The organism is Nocardia aobensis NBRC 100429 (assembly GCF_000308375.1).
In the GTDB taxonomy this organism is placed as follows: domain Bacteria; phylum Actinomycetota; class Actinomycetes; order Mycobacteriales; family Mycobacteriaceae; genus Nocardia; species Nocardia aobensis.
Window position 1 is genome coordinate 1 of record NZ_BAFQ01000136.1, and the last position, 25,420, is coordinate 25,420.

Annotated in this window: 25 protein-coding genes and 2 pseudogenes; 2 read left to right on the forward strand and 25 right to left on the reverse strand. The window is 68.9% G+C overall.

From position 1 onward, the window contains the following. Window positions 1-48: 48 nt before the first annotated feature. The 4 genes and pseudogenes from tsf to RJ03_RS38965 form a co-directional block, all read right to left on the reverse strand. Window positions 49-873 carry a translation elongation factor Ts gene (gene tsf / locus RJ03_RS17180; protein ID WP_036503639.1) on the reverse strand — a complete coding sequence of 275 codons (825 nt, stop codon included), beginning with the start codon at window positions 871-873 and terminating at the stop codon, window positions 49-51. A 123-nt stretch (window positions 874-996) separates the two neighbouring features. Further along, window positions 997-1,875 (reverse strand): 30S ribosomal protein S2, encoded by an 879-nt coding sequence (rpsB, locus tag RJ03_RS17185; protein WP_036503641.1) that lies wholly within the window; start codon window positions 1,873-1,875, stop codon window positions 997-999. A gap of 267 nt (window positions 1,876-2,142) precedes the next feature. Next, window positions 2,143-2,508: a DUF202 domain-containing protein gene (locus RJ03_RS17190; protein WP_036503642.1), complete on the reverse strand. Its 366-nt coding sequence runs from the start codon at window positions 2,506-2,508 to the stop codon at window positions 2,143-2,145. Next, window positions 2,505-2,840 (reverse strand): annotated as a pseudogene (locus RJ03_RS38965) (YidH family protein); the annotation flags it as partial. The gene RJ03_RS17190 and the pseudogene RJ03_RS38965, both read right to left, overlap by 4 nt. Window positions 2,841-3,350: 510 nt before the next feature. On the opposite strand from RJ03_RS38965, the pseudogene RJ03_RS37195 reads away from it, so the two are divergent. Continuing rightward, window positions 3,351-3,827, forward strand: a pseudogene (locus tag RJ03_RS37195) (M23 family metallopeptidase); the annotation flags it as partial. Between the two features lie 54 nt (window positions 3,828-3,881). On the opposite strand, the gene RJ03_RS37200 reads toward RJ03_RS37195, so the two are convergent. Continuing rightward, entirely contained in the window at window positions 3,882-4,652 is a 771-nt protein-coding gene (locus RJ03_RS37200; protein ID WP_036503647.1) for a siderophore-interacting protein, read from the reverse strand. Between the two features lie 148 nt (window positions 4,653-4,800). On the opposite strand from RJ03_RS37200, the gene RJ03_RS17210 reads away from it, so the two are divergent. Next, window positions 4,801-5,313 carry a DUF1990 domain-containing protein gene (locus RJ03_RS17210; RefSeq protein ID WP_036503648.1) on the forward strand — a complete coding sequence of 171 codons (513 nt, stop codon included), beginning with the start codon at window positions 4,801-4,803 and terminating at the stop codon, window positions 5,311-5,313. Between the two features lie 6 nt (window positions 5,314-5,319). On the opposite strand, the gene RJ03_RS37205 is transcribed toward RJ03_RS17210, so the two are convergent. The 20 genes from RJ03_RS37205 to RJ03_RS17305 all read right to left on the reverse strand — a co-directional run bounded on the left by RJ03_RS37205 (window position 5,320) and on the right by RJ03_RS17305 (window position 25,416). Further along, on the reverse strand, window positions 5,320-5,466 hold the full coding sequence (locus RJ03_RS37205; protein ID WP_157163444.1) for a hypothetical protein: 147 nt from the start codon (window positions 5,464-5,466) through the stop codon (window positions 5,320-5,322). 11 nt (window positions 5,467-5,477) lie between these two features. Next, window positions 5,478-6,401: a tyrosine recombinase XerC gene (locus tag RJ03_RS17215; protein ID WP_036503651.1), complete on the reverse strand. Its 924-nt coding sequence runs from the start codon at window positions 6,399-6,401 to the stop codon at window positions 5,478-5,480. Between the two features lie 221 nt (window positions 6,402-6,622). Beyond that, entirely contained in the window at window positions 6,623-7,795 is a 1,173-nt protein-coding gene (dprA, locus tag RJ03_RS17220; protein ID WP_063065034.1) for a DNA-processing protein DprA, read from the reverse strand. Window positions 7,796-8,200: 405 nt separating this feature from the next. Continuing rightward, entirely contained in the window at window positions 8,201-9,709 is a 1,509-nt protein-coding gene (locus tag RJ03_RS17225) for a YifB family Mg chelatase-like AAA ATPase (protein ID WP_036503653.1), read from the reverse strand. Further along, the gene (locus tag RJ03_RS17230; protein ID WP_036503655.1) at window positions 9,709-10,065 is read right to left on the reverse strand and encodes a YraN family protein; all 357 of its coding nucleotides are present in this window, start codon (window positions 10,063-10,065) and stop codon (window positions 9,709-9,711) included. Before RJ03_RS17230 ends, RJ03_RS17225 begins: the two co-directional genes overlap by 1 nt. Before the next feature lie 143 nt (window positions 10,066-10,208). Further along, window positions 10,209-10,514 carry a DUF2469 domain-containing protein gene (locus RJ03_RS17235; protein WP_011210678.1) on the reverse strand — a complete coding sequence of 102 codons (306 nt, stop codon included), beginning with the start codon at window positions 10,512-10,514 and terminating at the stop codon, window positions 10,209-10,211. 65 nt (window positions 10,515-10,579) lie between these two features. Further along, window positions 10,580-11,281, reverse strand: coding sequence for a ribonuclease HII (locus tag RJ03_RS17240; RefSeq protein WP_281032286.1), 702 nt, complete (start codon window positions 11,279-11,281; stop codon window positions 10,580-10,582). 111 nt (window positions 11,282-11,392) lie between these two features. Next, window positions 11,393-12,229, reverse strand: a complete 837-nt coding sequence (gene lepB, locus RJ03_RS17245) for a signal peptidase I (RefSeq protein WP_036503658.1) — start codon at window positions 12,227-12,229, stop codon at window positions 11,393-11,395. A 154-nt stretch (window positions 12,230-12,383) separates the two neighbouring features. Further along, a complete protein-coding gene (rplS, locus tag RJ03_RS17250; RefSeq protein ID WP_030513071.1) occupies window positions 12,384-12,725 on the reverse strand; it encodes a 50S ribosomal protein L19 in 342 nt (113 codons plus the stop codon). A 176-nt stretch (window positions 12,726-12,901) separates the two neighbouring features. Then, window positions 12,902-13,864, reverse strand: a complete 963-nt coding sequence (locus tag RJ03_RS17255) for a hypothetical protein (protein ID WP_245552308.1) — start codon at window positions 13,862-13,864, stop codon at window positions 12,902-12,904. Window positions 13,865-14,006: 142 nt separating this feature from the next. Further along, window positions 14,007-16,460: a Tex family protein gene (locus RJ03_RS17260; protein WP_086007270.1), complete on the reverse strand. Its 2,454-nt coding sequence runs from the start codon at window positions 16,458-16,460 to the stop codon at window positions 14,007-14,009. Window positions 16,461-16,794: 334 nt separating this feature from the next. Continuing rightward, on the reverse strand, window positions 16,795-17,478 hold the full coding sequence (gene trmD / locus RJ03_RS17265; protein WP_036503697.1) for a tRNA (guanosine(37)-N1)-methyltransferase TrmD: 684 nt from the start codon (window positions 17,476-17,478) through the stop codon (window positions 16,795-16,797). A 44-nt stretch (window positions 17,479-17,522) separates the two neighbouring features. Beyond that, window positions 17,523-18,062, reverse strand: coding sequence for a ribosome maturation factor RimM (gene rimM / locus RJ03_RS17270; protein WP_036503660.1), 540 nt, complete (start codon window positions 18,060-18,062; stop codon window positions 17,523-17,525). After that, window positions 18,063-18,305: an RNA-binding protein gene (locus RJ03_RS17275; RefSeq protein ID WP_036503663.1), complete on the reverse strand. Its 243-nt coding sequence runs from the start codon at window positions 18,303-18,305 to the stop codon at window positions 18,063-18,065. After that, a complete protein-coding gene (gene rpsP / locus RJ03_RS17280) occupies window positions 18,305-18,745 on the reverse strand; it encodes a 30S ribosomal protein S16 (protein WP_036503664.1) in 441 nt (146 codons plus the stop codon). The genes RJ03_RS17275 and rpsP overlap by 1 nt, the downstream gene beginning before the upstream one ends. Window positions 18,746-19,064: 319 nt before the next feature. Further along, window positions 19,065-20,165 carry an amidohydrolase family protein gene (locus RJ03_RS17285; protein ID WP_371507269.1) on the reverse strand — a complete coding sequence of 367 codons (1,101 nt, stop codon included), beginning with the start codon at window positions 20,163-20,165 and terminating at the stop codon, window positions 19,065-19,067. A 159-nt stretch (window positions 20,166-20,324) separates the two neighbouring features. After that, window positions 20,325-21,908 (reverse strand): signal recognition particle protein, encoded by a 1,584-nt coding sequence (gene ffh / locus RJ03_RS17290; RefSeq protein WP_036503666.1) that lies wholly within the window; start codon window positions 21,906-21,908, stop codon window positions 20,325-20,327. A 132-nt stretch (window positions 21,909-22,040) separates the two neighbouring features. Next, window positions 22,041-22,352 (reverse strand): hypothetical protein, encoded by a 312-nt coding sequence (locus tag RJ03_RS17295; RefSeq protein WP_036503669.1) that lies wholly within the window; start codon window positions 22,350-22,352, stop codon window positions 22,041-22,043. A gap of 204 nt (window positions 22,353-22,556) precedes the next feature. After that, a complete protein-coding gene (locus RJ03_RS17300; RefSeq protein ID WP_245552309.1) occupies window positions 22,557-24,995 on the reverse strand; it encodes a [protein-PII] uridylyltransferase in 2,439 nt (812 codons plus the stop codon). 82 nt (window positions 24,996-25,077) lie between these two features. Continuing rightward, a complete protein-coding gene (locus tag RJ03_RS17305; protein ID WP_030513058.1) occupies window positions 25,078-25,416 on the reverse strand; it encodes a P-II family nitrogen regulator in 339 nt (112 codons plus the stop codon). Between the last annotated feature and the right edge of the window lie 4 nt (window positions 25,417-25,420).

Below are 25,420 nucleotides of genomic sequence, written 5' to 3' on the forward strand. Positions count from 1 at the left end.
GCCCCCGGCGCAACGGAATTCGTCGCACCGGGGGCCTTTTCCGGCAGATCAGGCCTGACCGACCTCGAAGCGGGCGAAGCGGGTGATGGTGACACCGGCATCGTCCAGCAGCTGCTTGACGGTCTTCTTGCTGTCGGTGACCGAGGACTGCTCCAGCAGGACGACGTCCTTGTAGAAGCCGTTCACGCGACCCTCGACGATCTTCGGCAGCGCGGCCTCCGGCTTGCCCTCTTCCTTCGCGGTCGCCTCGGCGATCTCGCGCTCCTTGGCGACGACCTCGGCCGGGACATCCTCGCGGGTCAGGTACTTGGCCTTCAGAGCGGCGATCTGCATCGCGGCAGCGCGCGCGACCTCGGCCGCGGCGTCGCCCTCGCCCTGGTACTCGACCAGCACGCCGACGGCCGGCGGCAGGTCCGAGGAACGCTTGTGCAGGTAGGTCGCGACCGGGCCGTCGAAGGACACGACACGACGCAGCTCCAGCTTCTCGCCGATCTTGGCGGCCAGCTCCTGCACCACCTGGTCGGCGGTCTTGCCGTTGACGTCGACGGCCTTGAGCGCCTCCAGGTCGGCCGGGCGCACCTTGGCGGCGGCATCGACGATGTCGCCGGCGGTGTTCTGGAACTCGTCGTTCTTGGCGACGAAGTCGGTCTCGGAGTTGAGCTCGATCATCACGCCGTTCTGCGCGGCGACCAGGCCCTCGGCGGTGGCGCGCTCGGCGCGCTTGCCGACATCCTTGGCGCCCTTGATGCGGAGTACCTCGACGGCCTTGTCGAAGTCGCCGTCGGTCTCCTCCAGGGCCTTCTTGCAGTCCATCATTCCGGAGCCGGTGAGCTCGCGGAGCCGCTTCACATCCTGGGCGGTGTAGTTCGCCATCGTGGCGAGCCTCCTCGAAGATTTACGAAAGTTGTCAGGTCTCTTAGCACCACCATGCCGACCGCTTCCGAACAGGAAGGGCCGGCAGGGTGAACAGACAATCGCGGTGGGAACCGCGCCGGATCAGAAGTCGGCCGGGGTCTTGGTGGCCGGCTCTTCCTTCAGCTCCGCCTCGGCGGCGGTCTCGGCCGGAGCTTCGGCGGCAGCCTCGCCGCCCTCGGCGGCCGGGGTCGCCTGCGCCAGCAGCTCCTGCTCCCACTCGGCGAGCGGCTCGCCGGCGCCGGCTTCGGGCTTCACATCGCCCGACGCGCGGGAGGCGCGGGCCTGCACGCCCTCGGCGACCGCGGAAGCGACAACCTTGGTGAGCAGCGCGGCCGAGCGGATCGCGTCGTCGTTACCCGGGATCGGGTAGTCGACCAGGTCGGGGTCGCAGTTGGTGTCCAGGATCGCGATGACCGGGATGTTCAGCTTGCGAGCCTCACCGACGGCGATGTGCTCCTTGTTGGTGTCGACGACCCAGATGGCCGAGGGAACCTTGGCCATATCGCGGATACCGCCGAGGGTGCGCTCCAGCTTGTTCTTCTCGCGGGTCAGCATCAAGATTTCCTTCTTGGTGCGGCCCTCGAAACCACCGGTCTGCTCCATCGCCTCGAGTTCCTTCAGGCGCTGCAGCCGCTTGTGCACGGTGGAGAAGTTGGTGAGCATGCCACCCAGCCAGCGCTGGTTGACGTAGGGCATCCCGACGCGAGTCGCCTCGGCCGCGATCGACTCCTGAGCCTGCTTCTTGGTGCCGACGAAGAGAACGGTGCCACCGTGGGCGACGGTCTCCTTGACGAACTCGTAGGCCTTGTCGATGTAGGTCAGCGTCTGCTGCAGGTCGATGATGTAGATGCCGTTGCGGTCGGTGAAGATGAACCGCTTCATCTTCGGGTTCCACCGCCGGGTCTGGTGACCGAAGTGTGCGCCGCTGTCGAGCAGCTGCTTCATGGTTACGACAGCCATAGCTGCGTACCCGCCTTTCTGAGCCGGTTGACGCAGAAATCGAGGGTCGATCTCTGCCCTGGCGTCCGTGGCCGCCGGACCTTCCGGAAAAATTCGGGAGGACCAGCCGACGGCACCGTGATCGGACGCGCGAAGTCGATCCGCGTACAGCGAACCGCGTTGCCAGTCTACGACCAGCGCAGGTGAGAACATAAACGGGGTGGTCAGCGCCCGGATTCCCACCCCCGCCCAGCGGACGCCGGGCAACCTGCCGATGCGCAGATCAGCTCAGAGATGCCAGCCGGGCGTCGACTCCAGCAACGCCACCACGAGCGCCACCGACGCCACGACGCAGATCGCCGCACTGGTCGCCGCCATCGCGACCCGCCCGTCGCTCCAACTCCCCCACGCATGGGTGTGCAGGGTCCGGCTGCGCACCACACAGACGATGGTGATCACCGCCAGCGCGCCGATCGCCACGAGCGCGAGCACGGTGGCTGCGCGGTCACCGCTGGTCAAGGCGACGTGCAGGAACAGCAGCGCATTGGCCATGGCACCCACGGCGGTCCGCCACCAGGACAACGCCGTCCGCTCGGCCTGCAAACCGCGGTCTGCCGGGGCGGCGGGCGGACGATTCGGCGGGATCGCGGTCATGACAGCAGCAATCCGATTCCGGCCAGCATGGCGATGACGGCGATCCCGATCGCCAGAATCGGCACCATCACCGTGGTCGGGAGCGGGCGGCCCGCCCGCATCGCCGCGCCCACCAGCCGCCAGCGGCCGAACGCGCCGAGCGCGATGACGGCCGACAGCACGATGCAACTGATCGCCAGCACCGATCGGATGTCGTGATGCCCGAACGGCTGCACCAACTCGTGCACCGCGACCCCGCCCGCGAGCAGGCCGAGGGCGGTGCGGATCCAGGCGAGGAAGGTGCGTTCACCGGCGAGGGTGAATCGGTAGTCGAGATCGGGACCCTCGCCGGGAGCGGGCGACGACGCGGCTGCGGGAGCGGGCGACGACGCGGGTGCGGGAGCAGGCGATGACGCGGCCGCGGGAGCGGGCGACGACGCGGGTGTGGGCGACGACTGGGCCGCGCGGCCCGGCGAGGACTCGACATCGCGGCCGACGGACGAGCCGGCTCCGCCGCCGCTCGAGTCCGGTGACGCGGACTCGGCGGGCTCGGGCGTTTCGGCACTCATGAACCGGACCCCCTGCGCGCCCGGCGCGGGGAGCCGGACGAATCGCGAACGGCCACTTGCCTTTCCACCGGGCGCATCGTCGCGGCGACCGATGCGGCCGTGATCGGGTCGGCGACATCACGACACTCGACCATCGATCTGCCCCTTCCTCGGGACGGACCCAGCGGACCGTGGGGACCAGCACAACGTCTCGCCGGGAACGCGCCCTGTTCACATGCTTCCGAGTTGTCCACACACGCCGAAACCGATCTTTCCATGTCCCTCGGTTCCGGCGAGGGTGGACGCATGCGCTGGATGTCGATACTTCTCCTGGGGGCGGCGGCGGTGGCCGTGACCTGCGGCGCCACCACGGCGAACGCCACGCCCGCGACCGGATTCGGCTGGCCGCTGCAGCCGCGCCCCGCCGTCGTGCGCGGTTTCGACAAACCGCCGCAGAATTGGCTCCCGGGCCATCGCGGAGTCGATCTCGCGGGCGCCGCCGGACAGTCGGTACTCGCCGCCGGCGCCGGAATCGTGGTGTTCGCTGGTGAAGTGGGCGGCAAACCGGTTGTCTCGGTCGACCATCCGGGCGGACTGCGCACGACCTACGAGCCGGTGCGAGCGGATGTGCCGGTCGGCCGCCGAGTCGAGCGCGGGTCGATGCTGGGGACGCTGCAACCCGGACATGCGGGCTGCCCCGGCGTCTGCCTGCATTGGGGTCTGCGGCGCGGCCGCGACTATCTCGACCCGCTGGTCCTCGTGCGACACGCCCCGGTGCGCCTGCTGCCGGTGCGACCTGCGGGGCCCTCGGACGCTCGCCGGAGCCCGGCGGCGGCCCGCGCCGGTCTAGCGAACGGCCTCGGCGGCACCGGATTCCTGGTCGGACAGTTCGCGCTTCCACTGCCGGAAGCCCTCCTCGGTGCGCCCGCGCCGCCAGTAGCCGGAGATCGAGGCCCAATCGGCGGGCACCCCGCGTTCGGTGCGGATATAGCGCCGCAGATCGTGCATGATCTTGTCGGCCTCACCATGGATGAAGACGTGCACGCGGCCCTCGCGCCAGGGCTCGGCACGGACCGCGGCGGCGAGCGCTTCGCCCGGGGCGCGATCCCCGCGATGCACCCAGTCGAGTTCGACCGCCGCGGGGCGCGGGACATCCAATTCGTCTGCGGGACCGGCGATTTCGACGAACACCCGGCCGACGGCATCGGACGGCAGGGCGGCACATGCGGCGGCGATGGCGGGCAGGGCGGCCTCGTCACCGGCGAGCAGATGCCAATCCGCCTCGGGCCTGGGGGAATACGCACCTCCCGGCCCGAAGAGTTCGATGGGGTCGCCGGGCCGAGCCGCGGCCGCCCACGGCCCTGCCACACCCTCGTCACCGTGATAGACGAAATCGATGGCGATCTCCTCGGCCTCGGTATCGATGGCGCTCACGGTGTAGGTGCGCATCGTCTCGCCGTCGGGGCCGGGGAACAGCAGTTTGACGTAGGCGTCGGTGAATCCGTTCGGCTGGAATCCAGCGAATCCCGGACCGCCCAGGTACACCCGGATCAGGTGGTCGGTCAGTCGTCGGGTGCGCCTGACCTCGAAGGACAGTTTGGTGCGGGTACGAGCCACAGTGCGATACCTCCGATATTAGGGTTACCTAAGGTAGGGTAGCACGACTTATCTCCGATAGCTCGGAGTATATCGGCGATAAATTCGGTGGGCTGCGTCGCTCCGGTATCCCTGGTGTGTCACTCCCGCCGCGAGCGAGGATGGGGATATGGCGAATTCCGCGGCCGCCGAGCCGTTCACCTATCCGGAAGTCGGAGCGACCGCCGGAGAATTCCCGCCCGGCTATCACCACTTCCGCCTGCGCCGCCGCATCGGCAGCGGACGAGCGCTGTTCGACTCCGCCGGCGATCAGATCCGGGCCTACCGCATGCAGCGTGGCACCGGCATCTTCCAGCACGCCGATACCCCGGTCGCCGAACCGGGAACAGCCCTCACGGTGCGGCTGGGCATCGCCGGTCTCGGCATCACGGCACCCTGCCGAGTCATCTACGTGGTCGACGAACCGACCCGCCGCGGCTTCGCCTACGGAACCCTGCCGGGGCATCCGGAAATCGGCGAGGAACTCTTCGCGGTGGAATACGACCCCGCCGACGAGACGGTGTACGGCGTGGTGGCCGCCTTCTCCCGTCCCGCCACCTGGTACACGAAACTCGGTGGCCCCGTCGTCCGCGCAATCCAGCACTTCATCGCCGGCCGCTACATCGACGCCATCCGCCCCTAGGCGAGGCTAAGCCGTGGGTGACGACATGATCGGGCCGTAGGCGGCGACGCGAAAATCTTCGCCTTGGTCCACCTTCTGATCGGAGGCTTCGCATCCGAGCGTTGAGCTCAGCAGCCAGACGACACCATCGCCGCGCTCCTGCGGGGCGTCCATCGCCGCTCTGCTCAGGCGCGGGGGTGGGCCTGGTCGTGCACCCGTTTCAGGCGTTCGATCGAGACGTGGGTGTAGAGCTGGGTGGTCGCCATACTGGCGTGGCCGAGCAGTTCCTGGACCACACGCAGGTCGGCTCCCCCTTCCAGCAGATGGGTGGCAGCGGTGTGGCGCAAGCCGTGCGGACCCAGGTCCGGCGCTCCCGGAACCGCCGAAACGACCTCGTGGACAACGGTTCTGGCCTGGCGCTGATTCAGTCTGCGGCCGCGCCGGCCGAGCAGCAGCGCTCGCCCGGATTCGGCGGTGGCGAGGTGCGGGCGCCCGAAGTTGAGCCAATTCTCCAATGCCCGGTCGGCGGGCAGGCCGAACGGTACCGAGCGCTCCTTGTTGCCCTTGCCCAATACCCGGACCAGCCTCCTGCCCCGGTCGACGTCGTCGATGTCGAGCCCGCACAGTTCGCTGACCCGGATCCCGGTGGCGTACAACATCTCCACGACGAGCCGATCCCGCAGCGCCATCGGGTCGCGCTGCGCCGCACCGGATTCGGCGGCGTTCATGGCCGCGTCGGCCTGGTCCTTGCCCAGGACGGCGGGCAGGACCCGGTGTGCACGCGCCGAGCCCAGCCGTGGGCCGGGATCGGCCGCGAGGCGGCCGGTGTGCGTCAACCAGGCGGTGAACGTCCGTGCGGCCGAGGCACGCCGCGCCATGGTGGTGCGGGCGGCGCCCCCGGCCGACTGTCCGGCCAACCACGAACGCAACAGCGGCAGATCGATCTCTCCCACCGCGGCATCGGGCGAGCGGGCGCACAGATGTTCCAGCAGAGATCGCGCATCCCCGAGATAGGCCCGCACCGTGTGCGCGGACCGGTTGCGTCCGAGAAGCAGGTGCCGTTCGTACTGCTCGAGCAGATCCGCGAGATCGCCCGGTAATCCGTCCATTTCTCCACGTTCACCGGCGGCCGCCCCGCGCGCAAGCCCCCGCGCCGACAGCATCCCGCAGAACCCGCACACCCTCCCTCGCCCGGCTTCCGGTGGCGTCGTTCGGCCACCCCGGTATCTCTCGACCGGGACATCCGCTCACCACCGACCGTCAGACCCACCACCGCCGAGCACGTCGACAGCCAGACGCACTTGCACCCCGATCACGTCGTACTGACCTTTCACGCCCCCTTTCGCACGGTGCGGAACCACCCCGAACTGTCGGACCCGACCAGCCCGGCGACCTCGAGGGCGACCAGTGCCGCGCGCACCGCGTGGATGGTGAGGCCGCTCTCGTCGGCGATCTGTTTCGGCAGGCGCGAACCGGCCACCGGCAAATCGGCGAAGACCGCCGCCTGGTCCCCGGCGAGATTCGCACCGACCTCGCTACCCGTGGGCAGCGACAGGCGCAGTGGCCCGACCTCGTCGTGGATTTCGTCGACGCGAGTGACGAGGATCGCTTCCCGGTCGCGGATCATGCGGTGGCAGCCGACCGACGCCGCGGCGGTGATCGGCCCCGGCACCGCGAGGGCCGGACGGCCCAGGCGCCGAGCCCATTTCGCGGTATTGCGCGCACCGCTGCGCATGCCCGCCTCGACCACCAGCACTCCGTCGGACAGGGCCGCGATCAAACGGTTCCGCGCCAGGAAACGGTGTTTGAGGGCGGCGGCGCCGGGCGGGTATTCGCTCACCACCACACCCGTTTCGGCGATCTCGGCCAGCAGGCGTTCGTGCTGAGCGGGATAGGGGCGGTCGACGCCGCAGGCCAGTACGGCGATGGTGGGGGCGCCGACGGCCAGCGCCGCACGATGCGCCATCCCGTCGATGCCGAATGCGGCTCCGGACACGATCGTCCAACCGTGCGCGGCCAGTTCACCCGCGAGTTCGGCGGTGACCTGTTCGCCGTATCCGGAGGAGCAGCGAGCGCCCACCACGGCGAGGGCTTGTTCGGTGTACTGCTGCAACGACAACGGACCGCGGGCCCACAGCACCAGCGGCACCGCGGCGTCGGCGTCGCGGGCCGGGTCGAGCTGGGTCAGGCCCAGCAGGCGCCACTGCGGCCACTCCGGGTCGTCGGGAGTGATCACGCGTCCACCGATGCGCGCCATCAGCTCGAGATCGCGTTCGGCACGGTCGACTTCGCGCCGGCGTTCGGTCGGACCACGCAGCGATTCGGGCAGATCGCATTCACGCACCGCACGCGCCGCCTCCACCACGCCGACGCGCGCGATCAGCGCCGACAACGCCGGACACGGACCCTCCACCACGCGAGACAGATAGACCCATGCCAGCCGCCGTTCGTCCGCGTCGACAGTCAGCAGAGACGCGACACCACCACCCGAATCGCCGTCCATGCCGACATCGTGACCGGTCACCGCCACACCTCCGTCTCGCCGCCGACGCGGCACGCATGCCGGTGGTGCCGCGGAAATCGACAGCCCGGCGTCGCGGTCATGTCGTCCCCCGCCCGGCGAAAAACACCGTGCCTGGCCGCTCGATCTCGACTCCGAACGCGTTCGGCGATCCCCGTTCCCGTGCGGCCCATCGTTCTGCGAATCATTTATTCCCTCCCTTACTGCGCATTCGGTCACCGGTCCCCACGCCCCCACGCCTTACGCGCCCCACAACGCCTCACGCTCCGTACCCACACCCACCCACGCCCACGCCCACGCCCACGCCCACACCCACCCACGCCCACACCCACACCCACACCCACACCCACACCCACACGATGGGCGCCGAAGCCCGGCGCAAACGACTCAGGACACGCCGCGTTGCCGAAAGTTCAACGCCTGCAGGACATCCTGTGCCGACGGCACCTCTCCGCCGCGTAAGTCGCAGACGGTCCAGGCGACTCGGATCGCCCGGTCGGCACCGCGGGCGGACATCCGGCCCTGCCGCAGCGCACTCTCCACCGGTGCCAGCGCATCGGCCGGCAGCCGGAAGCGCTGGCGCAGGACATGTCCCGGCACCTCGGCGTTGACGGTCCACCCGTACTCGGACCAGCGCCGCGCCGCGACCTGCCGCGCCAGCTCGACCCGTTCCCGCACGACGACACTGGATTCGGCGTCGGACGGGGTGAACGTTCCGGCGGCGTGCGCGTGCATCTGGACCCAGATGTCGATGCGATCCATCAGCGGCCCCGACAGTTTGCCCAGATACCTGCGGCGGGCCAGGGGCGCACAGATGCAGTCGACGTCGCGGGCGGGAGCACACGGGCAGGGGTTCGCCGCCAGGATGAGCTGGAAGCGTGCCGGATATCGAGCCACGCCGTCGCGGCGGGCGATGCGAACCTCGCCCTCCTCCAACGGAGTTCGCAACGCCTCCAGCACCTTGGTGCCGATCTCGGCACATTCGTCGAGGAAGAGGACACCGCGGTGCGCACGGCTGACGGCCCCCGGACGCGCGGATCCGGAACCGCCGCCGACCATCGCCGACACCGATGTCGAATGGTGCGGAGCCACGAACGGCGCCGTCGTGATGAGCGGATGATCGTCCGACAACGTCCCGGCCACCGAATGGATGGCGGTGACCTCCAGTGACTCCGATTCCGTCAACGCCGGCAGCAACCCCGGAAGTCGTTGCGCCAACATCGTTTTGCCGATGCCGGGCGGCCCGGTCAACAGCAGATGATGGCCGCCGGCCGCGGCCACCTCCAACGCCCAGCGCGCCTCGTCCTGCCCGACCACCTCGTTGAGATCGCCGATACTTCGCCGCGGGGCGGTGTAGCTGCCGTCCGGTGCCGACAGTTCGCCGTCACCGCGCAGCCAGTCGATGAGTGCCCGCAGTGTCGGCGCACCGAGCACGGTGATGCCGTCCACCAGCCCGGCCTCACCGAGCACCGACTCGGGCACCACGACGGTCCGGCGGCCCGCGGTGCGCGCCGCCAGGACGGCGGGGAGAATGCCGCGCACCCGCCGAACCCGGCCGTCGAGGGCCAGTTCGCCGAGCAGGACCGTACCGGCGAGCTTCGCGCCGGGCACCGAATCACCGGCGTGCAGTACGGCCGCGGCCAATGCCAGGTCGTACACGCTGCCGACTTTCGGCAGCGTCGCGGGCGACAGGGCGAGAATCACACGCCCGTCGGGCCACTTCTCCCCCGAGTTCGCCACCGCGGCCCGGACCCGGTCCCGCGATTCCTGCAACGTGGTGTCCGGACGCCCGACCAGGTGGACCGACGGCAGCCCCTGCCCGATATCGGCCTCGATCTCGACGAGTTGTCCGTCCACCCCGGTCACTGCCACCGAATGAGCGCGTCCCAGGGCCATCAGAAAGCCGCCCGGACATGCTCGATCTGCGGGTCCCGGCCCGGCAGCAGCAGGACCGACACCACATCGAAGCGGACCCGCCGCCACGGTCCGCTCTGTTCGGCCAGCCACAGCAGTGCGAGCCGCCGGATGCGCTGCTGTTTGGCGAAGGTCACCGACTCGGCCGGTGTGCCGAACCCCAGCCCGGAACGCGTCTTGACCTCGACGAAGGCGGTGGTATCGGACTCCCGGACGATGAGGTCCAGTTCCCCGTAGCGACACCGCCAGTTTCGTTCGACGATCCGCATCCCGGCCCCCTGCAGGAACTGCGAGGCCAGTTCTTCTCCGTGGGCGCCGAGCGCCAGATTGTGTGCCACCCGCTCAGGATGCCGTCGGCGTGATCGCGGCCTGCGGGCCTCACCTGCGGAAACAGAAAGTCTGTGGATGAACCCGGGGCTGTGGATCAACGGCGGTGCCGGCAACCGATCGCCCCAGGCGGGACGGGTCTCGCGGCCTACGACTATTCGGGCAGGCGCAGGTCCGGCTTCTCCAGTTCCTCGATGTTCACATCCTTGAACGTGATCACGCGGACGTGTTTGACGAAGCGGGCGGGCCGATACATGTCCCACACCCACGCATCCGACATCCGCACTTCGAAATACACTTCACCGTCGGCGTTCTGCGGGCGCAACTCGACAGAATTGGCCAGATAGAAGCGGCGTTCGGTCTCGACGACGTACGAGAACTGACCGACGATGTCCTTGTACTCGCGATACAGCGAGAGTTCCATCTCGGTTTCGTACTTCTCGAGGTCCTCGGCGCTCATGCCTCGCTCCGCTCGCTCATCGGGTGGAATATCCTCCTCTATCGCCACGAACGCTGTAGGTCACATCATCCCGCATGGGCCGGATCGGCAGCCACCCGCCCGGTCTCCCCGGCCTCGGTGCCCCGCACGTTGCGCCACGACCGGCGGTGTTCGTCGCTGGGCCCCAGCCGCTCCAGCGCCGCCAGATGTTCGGGCGTGTTGTAGCCCTTGTGCGCGGCGAAACCGTATCCGGGCAGGTCACGGTCCATCTCGACCATGATCCGGTCGCGGGTGACCTTGGCCAGAATGCTGGCCGCGGCAATACACGCCGCCGCCGCGTCACCGCCGATCACCGGCAGCGACGGAACGCTGATACCCGGCACCCGGAAGCCGTCGGTGAGTACGTAGCCGGGCCGCACCTCCAGACCCGCGACGGCCCGGCGCATGCCCTCGATATTGGCGACGTGAATGCCGATCGCGTCGATCTCCCAGGCGGGGATCACCACGACCTTCCAGGCCAGCGCCCGGCGCACGATCACCGGATACAGCTGCTCGCGCACGGCCTCGGTCAGCTTCTTCGAATCGTCCAGTCCCGCAAGGGAATCGTACGCCTTGGGCGCGAGCAGACAGGCCGCGACCACGAGCGGGCCGGCGCAGCATCCCCGGCCGGCCTCGTCGACACCCGCGACGGGACCGAGGCCGCTGCGGATCAGCGCCGCTTCCAGGGTGCGCAGGCCACCGGCCCGCCGCATCACCACTCGCGGCGGCCAATCCCCTGTGCGAACCACCGGCCGGATGATCTTGCCGCCCTTACCGTTGCGCGTCGTGCGTCGCGATGTCTCCGCCACTGCACCTACCGTTCGACTATCCCGTGACTCGATTATCTCGCGCCGCGCGCCTCAGTTCGTCTGCGGATTCTGTGACTTGACCGGGCCGATCCGGTTCGGCGGCCAGATCTTGAACACCGCTTTGCCGCGCACAGCGTCGATCGGCACGGTACCGGAGTACTCGTCATCGACATGAGCGCGCGAATCCGCGGATTCGTTGCGGTTGTCACCCATCACCCACAGATTGCCGTCGGGCACCTTGACCGGGCCGAATTCACGACCGCGCGGGTCGATCGACAGCCCGCCGGCCACCTTGGTCGCATAGGCCAGCCCCGGCTGATAGGGATAGATGTAGTGCGCGTAGGGCTCGTCGAGCGGTTTGCCGTCGACCATCACCCGGCCCTGCGCATCGCAGCACTGCACGGTTTGACCGCCGGTCGCGATCACGCGCTTGACCAGGTCGTTCTCATCCGGCGGCACCAATCCGAAGAATGAGAAGAAGTTCTGCACACCGCGCACGGCGACATTGCTGGAGCGGTTGGAGTGGTAGGACTTGTTCCAGGAGCCGCTCGGTCCGACGAAGACCACGACGTCGCCGGGCTTGGGATCCCCGAAGTCGTAGCTCAGCTTCTCGACGTAGATCCGGTCGCCCGTGCAGCCGGCACAGCCGTGCAGGGTCGGTTCCATCGACTGTGACGGGATCACATAGGGCCGGCCGATGAAATTCACCACCAGCGCCGCGATCACGGCGGCGATGACGATCAGGATCGGCAGTTCCTGCCAGAAGGGCCGCTGCTTGCGCTTGCGCCTGCCCCGCCGGCTGCGCGATGCGGACTCGCCTTTGCGTTCGCCACCGGCACGGTTGTCATCGGCTCCGGGCACCGCCACCGACTCGCTTTCGTCTGCCACGCCGAACAGGTTATCCCGCAGCCATGTTCGTCGTCGCCCCGGCGCACCCTGCGCGCCGGGAAGGCGGGCATCTCGGGGCGCATCCCGGCCGGAAAAAGGAAAACCCCCGGTCGCGAGGACCGGGGGCGGGCGTGAACGGGCAGAGCCCTGATGTTCAGCGCTTCTCCTTGATCTTGGCGGCCTTGCCACGCAGATCGCGCAGGTAGTACAGCTTGGCCCGGCGGACGTCACCGCGGGTCACCACATCGATGTGGTCGATGTTGGGGCTGTGTACCGGGAAGGTGCGCTCGACACCAACGCCGAACGACACCTTGCGCACGGTGAAGGTCTCGCGGATGCCGCCGCCCTGGCGGCGGATGACCGCACCCTTGAAGACCTGGATGCGCTCCTTGTTACCTTCGATAACCTTCACGTGCACGTTCACCGTGTCACCCGGGCGGAAGTCCGGGATGTCGGTGCGCAGCGACTTTTCGTCGACGAAGTCGAGGGTGTTCATTTCCGTCCTTTGGAAGTTCGCGTGAACAGAGGAACCTGGCGGCAACTGCTCGGCCGGTTCGTGCTCCGGATAGTGGGCGGTGCGCCGGGCCGAATTCGCCCAGAGCAACCTGAGCATTGTGCCAGATCAGGCCGCTGCACGAAAAATCGCCCCCCGAAGTCCGCGCGGTCCGGGCGTCACTGTCCGGAATGGTGGGGGTGGGCCGCGGTCAGGCCGTCCGCATCGGCCGGTCGCGGCGTATCCGCAGGTGGCGACGTCTCGGCAGAGCTCGTCCGGACCGGCCCGTCGTGCATCGAGGCCCGCATGGCCCTGGTGCGCAGGTGGGCGGGCGGAGCGGGGACCACGGTCCGCGCCAACTCTTCCTCGGCGGCGCTGCGGACGTGGGCGACATCGGGCTTCCCGGCGACCAGATCCTGCACGAAAATCTTGGCCCGGATCACCGGGCGCCGGTACCGGCGTTCGCGCACGACTGCCCGGTACATCAGGCGGCGGCGCTCGCCGTAGCGCCAGCGCGCCCACGGCGCGCCCGGCCGGCTCAGCCGCAGGGCGCCCACGACCAGCAACGGCAGGAAGAACATGCCGAACAATCCGGTCCAGATCTTGCCCTTGGCGATGACGATCGCGGCCAGCACCAGATTCACCAGCGCGAAGATGCCGAGGAAGCTGCGCCCCGCGACGCTGCCGTCGTGCCGGATGTCGTTGACGTCGAGCAACCACAGCGGATGGAAGCCGAGCAACAGCAGCCCTGTGACGGCCACCGCGACGAACACCGCATCGACCGATGTGCGCCCCTGCTCCTCCCAGTACACGTCGCGCAGGTAATAGATCAGCGCGAATTCGTCGAGCACCAGCGCCGCACCGACACCGAACGTCGAGGCGAGCGCGGAGATGGTGCCGACCCCACTGTTGTAGGTCGCGACCATGCCCAGTCCCGACGTCAGCACCAGCACCACCCCGAACACCATGTGGTGGATGTGCACGTTGCCGGCGCGCAGGTTGCCGGGCCACCAGCGCACCTGCTTGCGAATCATCCGCACACTGAGCCGGATCAGCAGGAATCCGACGATGAAGCCGAGCAGGAAGCACAGCAACGGCAGGCGTCCCTCCGCGAGAATCGCGTCGTCGAACCAGCGCCGCACAGCCGTCGTCCCCTCACTCGGAACCGGGGTCGGGGTAGTGATGCCCCGCGGGGCCGATCACCGAGATCGAACCCGCGAGTCCATTGTCCCGTACCCGGCCGCCGCGGTCGGGACAAACCCGCATGCGACGGCCGCCGGGGTCCTACCGCCCGAAACCGGCGCGGCGCAGCGCATCCGCCATCGCGCCCGACGGCTCGGGCGCGCTGCGGCGCTGCTGGTTTCGGCCCTGCCCCTTGTTCTGGCCGCCGCTGTTCTGGCCGCCGCCGCGGTTCTGTCCACCGCGATCCTGACCGCCACGATCCTGGCCGCCACGGCCCTGATTGCCCTGGCCGCCGCGCGGCTGACCACCACGGTTCTGCCCGCCGCGCTGGCCCGCGCCGCCCTTCTCGGCCTTGCCGGCGCCGGGCTCGTCGTCCAGGCGCAGGCTCAGGCCGATGCGCTGGCGGGCGACGTCGACCTCCAGCACCTTCACCTTCACCACGTCACCGGACTTCACGATCTCGCGGGGATCGCGGACGAACGAATGCGACATCGCCGAGACGTGGACGAGTCCGTCCTGATGGACACCCACATCGACGAAGGCGCCGAAGGCGGCCACGTTCGTCACCACACCTTCGAGCACCATGCCGGGTTCGAGGTCGGCGACCTTCTCCACCCCGGCGGCGAATTCGGCGGTCTTGAACTCCGGGCGCGGGTCACGGCCGGGCTTCTCGAGTTCGGCGATGATGTCGGTGACGGTCGGCACACCGAATTTCTCGTCGGTGAATTCGCTCGGCCGCAGTGCCCGCAGGGCGGAGGTGTTGCCGATCAGGCCGGGTACGTCGCGTCCGGTCGCCTCCAGCATCCGGCGCACCACCGGATAGGCCTCGGGGTGCACGGCCGAGGAATCCAGCGGATCGTCGCCGCCGCGGATGCGCAGGAAGCCCGCGCACTGTTCGAACGCCTTGGGGCCCAGCCGCGGAACACCGAGCAGCGCGGTGCGACTGCGGAAGGGTCCGTTCTGATCACGATGCGCCACAATCGATTCCGCGACCGAGGACGCGATGCCGGAGACGCGGGACAGCAGCGGCACCGAGGCGGTGTTGACGTCGACACCGACCGCGTTCACCGCATCCTCGACCACGGCGCCCAGCGACCGGGCCAGCAACGTCTCGGAGACGTCGTGCTGGTACTGGCCGACGCCGATGGACTTCGGCTCGATCTTCACCAGTTCGGCCAGCGGATCCTGCAGCCGGCGCGCGATCGAGACCGCGCCGCGCAACGAGACGTCCAGTTCCGGCAGCTCCTGCGAGGCATACGCGGAGGCGGAATACACCGAGGCGCCCGCTTCCGACACCACGATCTTGGTCGGCTTCCGCGCGCCGGGCGTCGCACCGATCCGCGAAATCAGTTCCGCGGCAAGGGCGTCGGTCTCCCGGGAAGCGGTGCCGTTGCCGATCGCGATGAGCTCCACGTCGAACCGCGCCACCAGCGCGCCGAGGACGGCCAGTGACTTCTCGGTCTGCCCCTGCGGCTTGTGCGGGTAGATCGTCTCGGTGGCCACCACCTTGCCGGTGCCGTCCACCACGGCCACCTTCACGCCGGTGCGGTAGCCCGGATCCAGGCCCATGGTGGTGCGGGTGCCGGCCGGTGCGGCGAGCAGCAGGTCACGCAGATTGGCGGCGAAGATGTCGACGGCGTCCTTCTCCGCGGACTGCCGCAACCGCATCCGGATATCGATGCCGAGGCTGACCTGCAGCTTGGTCCGCCACGCCCAGCGCACCGTGTCCAGCAGCCAGGTGTCGGCCGGGCGCCCCTGGTCGGCGATGCCGAACTTGTGCGCGATGCGGCCCTCGTAGATGGTGCGCTGCCCCGGTTCCGGTTCCTCGGTGTCGGGTTCGAGCGACAGGCTCAGCACGTCTTCCTTCTCGCCGCGCAACAGCGCGAGGATGCGGTGCGAGGGCAGTTTGGCGAAGGGTTCGCTGAATTCGAAGTAGTCGGCGAATTTGGCCCCGGCCTCTTCCTTGCCGGTCCGGACCCGAGAGGTGACCTGTCCGCGCTCCCACATCAATTCGCGCAGTTCACCGACGAGGTCGGCGTCTTCGGCGAATCGCTCCACGAGAATCGCGCGGGCGCCGTCGAGCTGTTCGGCGGTGTAGCCGGCCGGATCGGTGGCGGGGTCGCCGATGAGGGCGTCCGCGACCGGCTCGTGCCCGGCTTCGCGGGCGATCTGCGCCTTGGTGCGCCGCTTGGGCTTGTAGGGCAGGTAGATGTCCTCGAGGCGGGCCTTGGTCTCCGCGAGCATGATCTGCTGTTCCAGCGCGGCATCCAATTTGCCCTGCCCGCGAATGGATTCCAGGATCGAGTTCCGGCGCTCGTCGAGTTCGCGCAGGTAGTGCAGCCGCTCCTCCAGTTGCCGCAGCTGCGCGTCGTCGAGCCCGCCCGTCACCTCCTTGCGATAGCGGGCGATGAACGGCACGGTCGACCCGCCGTCGAGCAGCTCTACGGCGGCACGGACCTGTTCGTCACGGACCGAGAGCTCCTCGGCGATCCGCCTGCCGACACTGGCCAGGCGGACCTTGCCGGTGGCGGGGGCATCGGCCGGAGCGGTGCCCACGGAGGCTTCCGTGCCGGTGGTTGCTTCGGTGCTGACGGGTTCGGAGGCTGTCGTCACGCTGGCTGACACTACCGTCGGCCGCCGACAGCAGACCAGGTGGAGCGGCCGGTGCTCGCACAGCCGCACCCGGTGTCGGCGCGCCAGGGACGGGAACGGCCGAAAATTGGCTGGCCACAGCCTCGCCGATCTCGTCACCGCGATCGACCCCGATGTTCCCGGCGGCCGCACATCCGCACCCCGTCACGGGCGCGTCGGCGATGTTCGGCACGCGATACGACGGCGGCGCGAATGCCGGATCACGGCGCGGTGAAGTCCTGTCGCGCAGAGTTTTCGGTTACTCCGGCGGCAGCAGATCCGGGCGCCGCTGCCTGGTCCGCAGCACCGATTGGTCATGCCGCCACGCCTCGATGCGCGCGTGATTGCCCGACAGCAGAATTTCGGGCACATCGAGTCCGCGCCAGCTCACCGGCCGGGTGTAGCTGGGGCCTTCGAGCAAGCCGTCGGAGAACGAATCCTGTTGGTGGGAGGCCTGATTGCCCAGTACCCCGGGGATCAGGCGCACCACCGCCTCGGTCATCACGAGCACGGCGGCCTCCCCGCCGATCAGGACGTAGTCGCCGATGCTGACCTCTTCCACCCGGACCCGGCGGGCGGCATCGTCGAAGACACGCTGATCGATACCCTCGTAGCGGCCGCAGGCGAAGACCAGATGCGATTCGGCAGACCAGCGCTGGGCCGTCTCCTGAGTGAACGGCACGCCGGCCGGCGTCGGGACGACGAGCAATGCCTCGTCCGGGCACACCTCGTCGAGCGCATCACCCCAGACGACGGGTTTCATGACCATGCCCGGACCGCCCCCGTAGGGCGCATCGTCGACCGACTGGTGCACATCGTGGGTCCAGCGCCGCAGATTGTGCACGTCGAGTTCGACAATGCCCTTCTCGATCGCCTTGCCCAGCAACGCCGTTCGCAGCGGCTCGAGATATTCGGGGAAGATGGTGACGACGTCGATGCGCAGAGCTGACGAGCGCTGCGCGGGTTCGTCGGCTCCGGTGGCCATCACTACTCCTCGTCCAGCAGGCCTTCGGGTGGGTCGATCACGATCACGCCCTCGGCGAGCGACACGGTCGGCACGATCGCGGTGACGAAGGGCACCAGAATTTCACGACCGGCGCGCCCCCCGGCGCCCGCACCGGCCCGGATCGACAGCAATTCGCCTGCGGCCGAATGCAATACCTCGTTCACGGTGCCGATCTCGGTCCCGTCCGCGAGCCGCACGCTCAGTCCCTCGAGCTCGTGATCGTAGAACTCGTCGGGATCCTCCGAGGGCGGAAGATCATCGGTGTCGACGAGAAACAGAGTGCCGCGCAACGCATCCGCGGCGGTGCGATCGCCGACACCCTCGAGACGGACGAGAAGCCGGCCCGAATGCTCTCGGGCCGACTCCACCGTGAATATGTCCACCGCCTCACTTCTCGGCGCCCGGCCACGCAGGCGGGCGCCGGGAGCGAAGCGGAGTTCGGGTTCGTCGGTACGTACCTCGACCACGAGTTCGCCGCGCACACCGTGCGATTTGGCGACCCGCCCGACTACCAGTTCCATCTACTGATCGGTGTCGACCACGTCGACCCGGATACCCCGGCCACCGATACCGGCGACCAGGGTGCGCAGCGCGGTCGCGGTACGACCGCCGCGGCCGATCACCTTGCCCAGATCGTCCGGGTGGACGTGGACCTCGACGGTGCGTCCCCGCCGGCTGGTGATCAGATCGACGCGCACGTCGTCCGGATTGGCGACGATGCCGCGCACCAGGTGCTCGACGGCATCGGCGACGACCGCACTCATTACTCGGCAGCCTCGGTCGCGGCCTCGGCCTCACCCTCGCCCTCGGCGGCCTTGGACTTCTTCTTCTTGGGGGTGACGGCCTCGGCGACCGGCTCGCTGTCGGCGGCGGCCAGGGCGGCGTTGAACAGGTCCAGCTTGCTCGGCTTGGCGGCCTTGACCTTCAGGGTGCCCTCGGCGCCCGGCAGGCCCTTGAACTTCTGCCAGTCACCGGTGATCTCCAGCAGACGCTTGACCGGCTCGGTCGGCTGCGCGCCGACGCCCAGCCAGTACTGCACGCGCTCGGAGTCGACCTCGATCAGCGAGGGCTCTTCCTTCGGGTGGTACTTGCCGACGTTCTCGATGGCGCGGCCGTCGCGGCGGGTGCGCGCATCGGCGATGACGATGCGGTACTGGGGGTTGCGGATCTTGCCCAGACGGGTCAGCTTGATCTTGACAGCCATGGCTGTATCGATGCCTTTCGATGGCGGCCGCCCGGGGGCAGCCTGAGTGGTCACGGCGCAATTCAGCAGCCCGCACGGGGTGTGGGCCCGGTTTTGCGTTGAGTGTGTGACCGCCGCGCGGTACGTAACCGGAGACGGGCTGACACTGTCCTCGAACACGGCCCCGCGAGCGGGTCGCGGTCGTCGACGAGGACGGTCGTTCATTGTGCCAGATGCGCCCGCACCCGGAGAAATCGCCCTTGCATCGAGCGGACCGTTCGCCGAGCATGCGGAGATCGATGACCAGCGCCGTTGCCGAACGTTCGTCGCGCCGACGCCCCTACCGGTGTCCGGTGACGGGATCGCGGCCCGGGTACACCCGCCCGCGCAGGACGACGTATGCCGGGGCGTCGAGCGCGTCGCGGCTCGACCGCGGATCGGTGCGGTAGACGACGAAATCGGCCGGTGCGCCGTCCTCGATACCCGGTCGGCCGAGCCATTCACGCGCCCGCCACGACGCCGCCGCCAGCGCCTCGTGCCGCGACAACCCGGCCCCGGCCAGCGCGTCGATCTCGTCGGCGATACGGCCGTGCACGATCGAACCGCCGGCGTCGGTGCCGGTGTAGATCGGCACCCCCGCCGCATGGGCGTCGGCGACGGTGTCGCGGACCCGGCGGTGCAGATCGCGCATATGGGCGGCGTAGACCGGGAATTTGCCGGCGCTGTCGGCGATATCGGGGAAGGTGTCGATATTGACCAGGGTGGGCACCAGGGCGGTGCCGTGTTCGGCCATCATCTCGATGGTGTCGTCGGTGAGTCCGGTGCCGTGCTCGAGGCAGTCGATGCCGGCGCTGATCAGGCCGGGCAGCGCGTCCTCGCCGAAGACGTGCGCGGTGACGCGGGCGCCCTCCCGGTGGGCGGCGTCGATGGCCTCCTTCAGGATCGCGTCGCTCCACAGCGGCCGCAGATCACCGGCGGACCGATCGATCCAGTCGCCGACGATCTTGACCCAGCCGTCGCCGAAGCGGGCCTGTTCGGCGACGATCTCGGGCAGGTCGCGCTCGTCGTCCAGTTCGATGCCCAATTCGCGGATATACCGCTTGGGGCGAGCGATGTGGCGGCCGGCCCGGATGATCTTCGGCAGTTCGTGGTGGTCGTCGATGAAGCGGGTATCGATGGGCGATCCGGCATCGCGCAGCAGCAGCGCCCCCGCATCGCGTTCCACCTCCGCCTGCGCGATCGCACCCGCGCGGTCCTCGTGCCCGCCGCCGTAGCGAATGCCGACGTGACAGTGGGCGTCGACGAGGCCGGGCACGAGCCAGCCTGTGTCACACAGGGTTTCGGCATCGGGCACCGGCTCGTACGAGATCGTCCCGTCGCGAACCCACAGATCGCGCACCTCGTCGTCGGGAAGAACCACCCCGCGCACATGCATCCGCATACCGCCTCCTGACCACGTCGCCCGCTCCGGCCGCACCGCCGCTCCCCAAACTACCGCTGCGATCGCGACGGAGTGCGCACGAGATGCGTGGTCGACGAGTCCCCGAACAACGATGCGGACGGCACCACCAGGCGCAGCCCGCATCGCTCGCTACACAACTCAGTTCTTCGGGAACTTCAGCTTGCTCAGATCGAATCCCTCCAGGCCCGGCGGCAATTCGTCCAGCCCCGCGGGCATATTCGACAGATCCGGCATCCCGGCCGCGGGCATCCCCGGCATTCCGCCCGGCAGACCCGGCATCCCCGGGAACCCTCCGCGCATCCCCTTCGGCGGCGTCGGTCCGCGTCCGCCCTTCTTGCCCTTCTTCCCCTTCTTGCCCTTGGCGTTGCGGCGCGCGCCCGGCAGACCCATCTGCCGGCCCATCGCGGCCATCATCTTGCGGGCTTCGAAGAAGCGGTCGACCAGCTGGTTCACATCGGTGACGGTGACGCCGGAGCCGTTGGCGATGCGCAGGCGGCGGGAGGCGTTGATGATCTTCGGATTGGCCCGCTCGGCGGGGGTCATACCGCGGATGATGGCCTGCACCCGGTCGAGTTGTTTGTCGTCGACCTGGGCCAGCACGTCCTTCATCTGGCCGGCGCCCGGCAGCATGCCGAGCAGGTTGCCGATCGGGCCCATCTTGCGGATGGCCAGCATCTGGTCGAGGAAGTCCTCGAGGGTGAGTTCGCCGGAGCCGATCTTGCGGGCGGCCTCCTCGGCCTGCTGCTGGTCGTAGACCTGTTCGGCCTGTTCGATCAGGGTGAGCAGATCACCCATGCCGAGGATGCGGCTCGACATGCGGTCGGGGTGGAAGACGTCGAAGTCCTCGAGCTTCTCACCGGTGGAGGCGAACAGGATCGGGACGCCGGTGACCTCGCGGACCGACAGCGCGGCGCCACCGCGGGCGTCACCGTCGAGCTTGGTCAGCACGACACCGGTGAAGCCGACGCCGTCCCGGAAGGCCTCGGCGGTGCTGACGGCGTCCTGGCCGATCATGGCGTCGAGGACGAACAACGTCTCGTCCGGGTGCACCGCGTCGCGGATGCCGGCGGCCTGGCGCATCAACTCCTCGTCGATACCCAGGCGACCCGCGGTGTCGACGATGACGATGTCGTAGTGCTTCTGCTCGGCTTCCTCGATGCCGGCCTCGGCGACCCGGATCGGGTCGGCGGCGGTGACGCCGAGGGCGTTGTCGCCTCCGCCGATCGACGTCCCCGGATGCGGGGCGAACACCGGCACACCGGCCCGTTCGCCGACCACCTGCAGCTGGGTGACGGCGCCCGGCCGCTGCAGGTCACAAGCCACCAGCAACGGGGTATGCCCCTGGCCCTTGAGCCATTTCGCGAGCTTGCCCGCGAGCGTGGTCTTACCGGCACCCTGCAGACCGGCGAGCATGACGACCGTGGGCGGGTTCTTCGCGAATTGCAGACGCCGGGTCTCGCCACCGAGGATGCCGATCAATTCCTCGTTGACGATCTTCACGACCTGCTGCGCGGGATTCAGCGCGGCCGATACCTCGGCGCCCTTGGCGCGTTCCTTGACGCGGGCGATGAACTGCCGCACGACCGGCAGCGCCACGTCGGCCTCGAGCAGAGCCAGCCGGATCTCGCGCGCGGTCGCGTCGATATCGGCCGGTGACAGACGCCCCTTGCCACGCAGATCCTTCAGGGCACCGGTCAACCGGTCGGAAAGGGATTCGAACACCGATCGCGCTCCTGGTCTCGTCGAGGGACGTCACTCGGGTTACCAGGGTACGGGCAACTCCGCGATCGGTGGATTCGCCCTAGTCCAAGGCCTGCCGCCGACCGGGCGGCAGGCCCGTCACCGGGACTGCGGTCAGGACAGCGCGCTGTGCCGCGGCCGCGGGGCCCGGCTGAAGTCGTGCTGTTCGTAGGCCACCAGATAGACCGCCTCGCGGCCGGTCAGCCCCAGTGGCAGTGCCATGGCGTCCAGGGTCGCCCAGTCGGAGTCACCTGGCGTGCCGTCGACGAGCGCGCCGGCCAGCTTCATGGCCGCCACCGCCTGACCGCCGGTCAGCGTCCGGCCCGGAAGCCAGGAAACCACCCAATGGTCGCCGCCGACACAGCGAGCGATGTGGTGGGTCGAATCGCTGGTGATCATGGATGAGGACACGACTTCGTTTGCCATCGACCTGCTCCCCTCAACGCACCCAACTCGCCGGACAGGTACAGCAACAGCTCGAACAGCTAGCGATCACGATCAACTTCACGATCTACACAGATCGTAGAGTGGCAGACATCACATCCAGCAGAGGTTGCCGCAACGATCTGGTTACCTCACTACGGACCAAACGACCAGGTTGGCCCGATAACCGGCGGGAGGTTGGTAAACCTAACCGGCATCGGCGCCGGTGTCCGTTTCGCTCGGTTTCTTCGGCTCCTGATGCGGGACGACCCCCAGTAGCGCCGCCTCGATGGCACGGCGCCGCGGCGGAGTGTCGTCCTCGCCCAGGCCGAGGCCGAACGAGTCGACCACCACCGAGCCCATCGTGTCCGCTTTCGCCCACCGCACATCCGCACCCTGGGCGGCCAGCGCCGCGGCCAACCGGCTGAGCAGGCCGATGCGGTCCTCGGCGCGCAGTTCGAGCACCACCTCGCCGGGCCGGTCGACCTCGGTCCAGATCACCTTCGGCTGAGCCTGCGCGTACCGGCTGGTCCGAGCCGCCGCCTCACGCTCCTTGTCCGCCAGCACGGAAGCCAGCTTCAGATCGCCGTTGATCGCGCGGATCAGCTCCTGGCGCAGCAAACCGGCGTCGGGCGGATTGCCGAAAGTCGGTGTCACCACGAAGGTGTCGATCGCAGTGCCTCCGGAAGCCGTCAAGGTCGCGGAGAGCACCCGCAGGGAGTGCAGGGCGAGCACCCCGGCCGCTTCCGAGAGCAGACCCGGAGTATCGGGAGCCACGACCGTGACGGTGTGGATGTAGCGCCCGTCACCGGGCGCCAATTCCACATGCACGCCACCGGCCGCGACCTTGTCCATGACAGCCGCGTCGACCACCGTCGGCGTGGGCGAAACCCGTTGCGGTGCGGGCTCTCCCGCCATCGCGGCTTCGCCGCGGCGCACGAGTTCCCCGATCAGGGACGCCTTCCACTCCCCCCACACACCCGGACCGGTCGCCAGCGAATCGGCCTCGGCGAGGGTGTGCAGCAGATCCAGCAGCTGGCGGTCACCGCCCAACGCGTCGACCACACGGGCGGCGGTCGCCGGATCGTCGAGATCGCGCCGGGTCGCTGTTTCGGGCAGCAGCAGGTGATGCCGCACGATCGTGGCCAGGCTGCGCACATCGTCGGGCCACAGACCCAGCCGATGACCGATCCGGTCGGCCAGTTCGGCACCCACCACGCTGTGATCCTCGGTGCGGCCCTTGCCGATATCGTGCAGCAACGCTCCGAGCAGCAGCAGATCCGGCCGGGCGACCCGGGTGCTCAGCGCACTGGCGTAGGCGACGGTTTCGACCAGGTGGCGGTCGACGGTCCAGGTGTGCACGGCATCGCGCGGCGGCAGGTCGCGCACCGCTCCCCATTCCGGAAAGAGCCTGCCCCACAAGCCCGTTCGATCCAGGGCCTCCACCGCGTCGATAGTGTTGCGGCCGGCGCCGAGCAGCACCAGCAGATCGTTGAGCGCCTCGCGCGGCCACGGCTCGCGCAGTTCGGGAGCGTCTTCGGACAGGCGGTTGAGGGTGGTCGCCGACATCGGCAGGCCGGTGCGCGCCGAGGCGGCGGCGACCCGCAGGATCAGGCCGGGATCGCGCCGCGGCCGCGCGTCGCGGGCCAGCACCACCTCGCCCGCGTGTTCGACCACGCCCTCGTCGAGCGGTCGGCGAACGGGCAGACGCCGCAACCGGGCCAGACCGCGGCGCGGCAGCGCGTTGCCGGCGGTGCGCAGGCCGACGTCGACCGAGTAGACGACCGTGCGCGCCGCATCGCTGAGCGTGCGCGCCAGATCGAATCGATCGCCGATGCGCAGCGCGGCGCCGATCTCGTCCGCGTCCTGGGCGCGCAGCTGATCGCGGGAACGCCCGGCCACTCGATGCAGTTCGGTCCGCACGTCGAGCAGCCGGCGGTGGGCGGCCTCGAGACCTCCGCCGGGAACGTCGGGGCCCAGGCCGGGCATGGCGTCGGTCAGCTGGGCGATGGCCAGCGCGTCGAGCAACTGGATATCGCGCAGCCCACCGCGACCGCTCTTGAGGTCGGGTTCGGCGCGATGCGCGATCTCGCCGTTGCGCTTCCACCGCGCCTGCGCCTGTTCCACCAATTCGCCGAAGCGGGAACGGATTCCGGTACGCCATTCGCGGCGCACGCCCCCGATGAGCAGATTGCTCAGCTCCGCGTCGCCGACGATGTGGCGGGCATCGAGCATGCCCAGCGCGGCGGTGAGATCGTCGGCGGCCACGCGCAACGCCTGCGGCACGGTCCGCACGCTGTGATCCAGTTTGATGTGGGCGTCCCACAACGGATACCAGAGCCGATCGGCCACCTCGGCTACCCGCGCGGGATCGACATCGTCGTGCAGCAACATCAGATCCAGATCGGAATACGGCAGCATCTCGCGCCGGCCCAGTCCTCCGACCGCCACCACGGCCAGCCCGCTGTCGGCGGTGATGCCCAGCTCCGCGCCCTTGGTGGTCAACCACAGCTCGTGCAGGTCGACCAGCGCCTGCCGCAGCGCCTCGGCGCTCAGCCGCGGGCGCCGGGGATCACCACCGTCGAGCAGTTGATCTCGGGCGGCCACCAGTTCCTTGGCGCCCTGGGACAATTCGTCTGCACTCATACCCGCAACCACCACCCGTATCATGCGGGCAGCCCCGTCCCCGGCCGGTGCCAGGAGCGGGGCTGCCCGAATCCTTCATCTCCTATAGTGCGTCGGCACCGCGTTCACCGGTTCGGACCCGGATCACCGATTCGACCGGGGTCACCCAGACCTTGCCGTCACCGATCTTGCCGGTGCGCGCGGCCTCGACGATCACCTCGACAACCTTTTCGACCGAGGCGTCGTCCACGACGACCTCGACCCGTACCTTCGGCACGAAATCGACCGAGTACTCCGCGCCGCGGTAAACCTCGGTGTGCCCCTTCTGGCGGCCGTACCCCTGGACTTCGCTGACCGTCATTCCCAGCACACCGGCCTGCTCGAGCCCGGACTTGACGTCCTCGAGTGTGAACGGTTTGACGATTGCAGTGATCAGTTTCATTGCG